This window comes from Mycobacterium sp., from assembly GCF_035603715.1.
In the GTDB taxonomy this organism is placed as follows: Bacteria; Actinomycetota; Actinomycetes; order Mycobacteriales; family Mycobacteriaceae; genus Mycobacterium.
This window is the reverse complement of record NZ_DATNJW010000125.1, coordinates 1-3,054: the sequence shown is the minus strand read 5'-3', so window position 1 is coordinate 3,054 and position 3,054 is coordinate 1. Positions and strand designations below refer to the sequence as shown.

The 3,054-nt window shown below is 67.1% G+C and carries 2 protein-coding genes and 1 pseudogene; all 3 read left to right on the top strand.

All coding sequences use genetic code 11. The features are described from left to right. Positions 1-637, top strand: a pseudogene (locus tag VN856_RS05845) (hypothetical protein); the annotation flags it as partial. Between the two features lie 117 nt (positions 638-754). Further along, positions 755-2,398, top strand: a complete 1,644-nt coding sequence (locus VN856_RS05840; RefSeq protein WP_325687066.1) for an alpha/beta hydrolase — start codon at positions 755-757, stop codon at positions 2,396-2,398. An 81-nt stretch (positions 2,399-2,479) separates the two neighbouring features. Next, a partial coding sequence (locus VN856_RS05835; protein WP_325687064.1) for a lipase maturation factor family protein occupies positions 2,480-3,054 on the top strand: 575 nt, incomplete at its 3' end.

The following is a 3,054-nucleotide window of genomic DNA, read 5'->3' as shown; positions in this document are numbered from 1 at the left end:
GGCCACCGGAGTGTGGGGGCCGGCCCGTCGCGAAGTGCGGGTGCCGGACGGGACGACGTCGCGGGTGCTGGTCGTTCCGGAAAGTATCAACACCGGATGGGTGGCCCACACCAGCACTGGAACTCGATTGACACCATTGGCGGTCAATGGATGGCAGCAGGGATGGGTGGTGCCGGCCGGAACGTCGGGCACCATCACGCTGACCTTCGCGCCCAACGCGCTGTACCGGGCCGGCCTGGCCGGCGGGCTGGCGCTGCTGCCGCTGTTGGCGCTGCTGGCGTGGTGGCCGCAGCGACGCCGGCCGACCGATTCCGCCGCGCGCCCGTGGACGCCCGGGCCCTGGGCCGCCGTCGCGATGCTGACCGCCGGCGCGCTGATCGCCGGGGTGCCAGGCGTCTTGGTCTTCGGCGCCGCACTGGGTATGCGGTGGGCGCTACGTAATCGTCCACGACGACGCGATGCCGTCACCCTGTGGTTGAGCGCCGGGGGGCTGATCCTGGCCGGTGCGGCGCTGTCGCGGCATCCGTGGCGATCCGTCGACGGCTATGCGGGCCATTCGGCTGCAGTGCAACTGCTCGCCCTCATTTCACTTGCGGCACTGGCCGCTTCAACCGTGATGCGGCCTGCTGAGCGTTAACGCCCCGCTGTGCATGGGCATCGCATTCCGCGGGTTTCGCACCGACACGTGAGTTGCAGGGCGGCTGCGCCGCTGTTACGGGATAGGCAGCGCATCTTCGGTGTGAGGTGGTGAGACGTGGCTTTGACGGTGGCCGACATCGATCGGTGGCGCGCCGAGGCGGTGCGCGAGGTGTTCCATGCGGCCGGCGCGCGTGGGCGCGCGACCCTGGCGGCCGCCCGAGAATTGGCCTCACTAGCGGTGTTCGACACCTGGCAGGGCGTCACCGCGCAAGCCCGCAGACACAGCAGCGCCTCGATCCGGTCGGACCTCGACGCGCACGGCAACGAGTCGCTGGCGGTGGCCCGGGCGGCTGGCCGGGCGGCCGACGATATCGTGCACGTGCAGTCTCAGCTGAGCGAGTTGCGCCGCGACGCCGCCGAATTGCAGATGGCCATCGACTGCCGCACCGACAAGGTGGTGCCGAGCTCGAATTTCGACGGCCCGCCGACGGCAGCGCTCATCGCCGAGATTCAGCTGCAACATCGGCTGGATGCGATTGTGGCAGAGGCAAATTCAGCAGATCAGCAGTTGGCGTACGCGATCGACATGGCCGACGGGGATCGGCCGATTCCGCCGGGCCCACATGACAATCGACCACTGATCCAGGACTCGCTGTCACGGCCGTTGCCCGACGATCCGAAGCAGTTCAACGAGCTGTGGAATCAGCTCAGCACTGAAGAAAAGGATTGGCTGTACAGCCAAGACCACGACATTGGCAACCACCCCGGAATGCCGTGGGATTCGCCTGACCACTTGGGCAGAGACCACTACAACCGGTTGCACCTGGAAGAGCTCACGCAGCAATCCCGGTGCGACGTCACTCGGATAGAGCACGACATTGCACAATTGATGGCCGAACCCGACGTCGACGACGGCGTGCTCTATGCGTTGCAGTCACAACTGGCCGCGGCCCGACAACACCTGGCCGGTTATCAGGCGGTCCAAGCGAGCCTGAAGTCCACCGCCGGACCGAAGCGTTACCTGGGTCTGCTCGACGAGTTCGGCCACGGCGCCGTGTCGATCGCGAACCCCGATACCGCGCGCCGCAATGCGATCTTCGTACCCGGAACCGGACAAGACCTGAGCCGATTGACGTTCAGCGACGAGAAGGCGTTGGCCATGTATACCGCCGCGTTAACGGCCGACCCCGGCCTGGAACCAGGCGATGTCTCGGTGACGACGTGGATGGGGTACGACCGCCCAATGGATCTCAGCCGCGCGGCTTTCCCACAGCCCGCGCAGGGCGGGGCGGATCGATTGTCGGCCTTCGAAAACGGCCAGCGCGCCTCGCATGTCGGGCAGGCGTCCGTTGACACCGTGGTCGGCCACAGCTACGGCTCCACCGTGATCGGCGCGGCCGCCGCCGGCGGGCACCACCTCGACGCCGACAATGTCATCGCGGTCGGAAGCCCCGGCATGCTGGTCGATCGCGCCGGCCGGCTGAATCTGCACCCCGGCGGCAACGTGTTTGTGATGCGTGCCGTCAACGACGCGATCGACATGGGCGGCATCGTCACCGAATGGACGTTGGGCGCCGACCCGGCGGACCCGGGCTTCGGTGCCCTGCGGCTGGCCGCCGGTCCGGGGCCCGCCGGTCCGTTCGGACTGCCCAGCATCGCGGCCCACAGCAGTTACTGGTTGGGCGGCAACAAGGCGCTGGCGAACTTCGGTGCGGTGATCGCCGGTGTGCCGCCGCCGTACCCGGTCGGGCAGCGATAGCTGCGAGCACCGCGGTTCTGCGGTGTACCGGACGGGTACGCGCGACAATAGGAATCCACCTCCTCACCAGGAGCGACGGACATGGACTGGTTGAGCGCACCGGAATATTGGCTGGGCAGGCTGATATTGGAGCGCGGCACCGCGATCGTCTATGTCTTCGCATTCGTGGCGGCCGCACGGCAATTCCGGGCGCTGATCGGCGAGCACGGGCTCACGCCGGTGCCGCGTTATCTGGCCCGGCAGTCGTTCATCCGAACGCCGAGCATCTTCCACGTCCACTACTCCGATCGATTCTTCGCCACAGTCGCGTGGTCGGGTGCGGCATTGGCGGCAGGGATCGGCGCGGGACTGGCCGACGTGCTGCCGCTCTGGGCGGCGGTGTTGCTGTGGCTGCTGCTATGGGTTGCGTACCTGTCGATCGTCAACGTCGGCCAAACGTGGTACTCGTTCGGCTGGGAGTCGCTGTTGCTGGAAATGGGTTTCCTGGCAATCTTTCTCGGCAACGACCGGATCGCGCCGCCGCTGCTGACCATGTGGCTCGCGCGGTTGCTGCTGTTTCGGCTCGAGTTCGGGGCCGGCCTGATCAAGCTTCGGGGCGATTCCTGCTGGCGGGATCTGACCTGCCTGTACTACCACCATGAAACCCAGCCGATGCC